The organism is Stenotrophomonas sp. SrG (assembly GCF_050031795.1).
In the GTDB taxonomy this organism is placed as follows: Bacteria; Pseudomonadota; Gammaproteobacteria; order Xanthomonadales; family Xanthomonadaceae; genus Stenotrophomonas; species Stenotrophomonas rhizophila_A.
Genome location: NZ_JBNBBE010001280.1, coordinates 1 through 236 on the forward strand (window position 1 = coordinate 1; position 236 = coordinate 236).

General features: G+C 66.5%; 1 protein-coding gene. It reads right to left on the minus strand.

Annotated features, from left to right (window positions below; translation table 11 throughout):
• Positions 1–236, minus strand: a 236-nt coding sequence (locus tag ACQG3P_RS23545) for a malate:quinone oxidoreductase (RefSeq protein WP_426806396.1), incomplete at both ends; no start/stop codon positions are given.

The following is a 236-nucleotide window of genomic DNA, read 5'->3' on the forward strand; positions in this document are numbered from 1 at the left end:
CCGGCGGTGAGCTGGCGGGTGATCACACCGTAGGTGACGTCGGTGCCCAGCGGCATCCAGGTGGCGGCGACCTTCTGGTTCGGGTCGCGGCCTTCCATCCGCAGCGGGGCCCAGGCCTTGATCTGCGCCGGGTCTTCGGAGTACTGCATGCCGTAGAACAGCGGATTCCGGACCAGCGCCTGCTGGCGCTTGTGCAGGTAGGCGATGTTGTCATCGCCCCACACGAAGCTCATGTG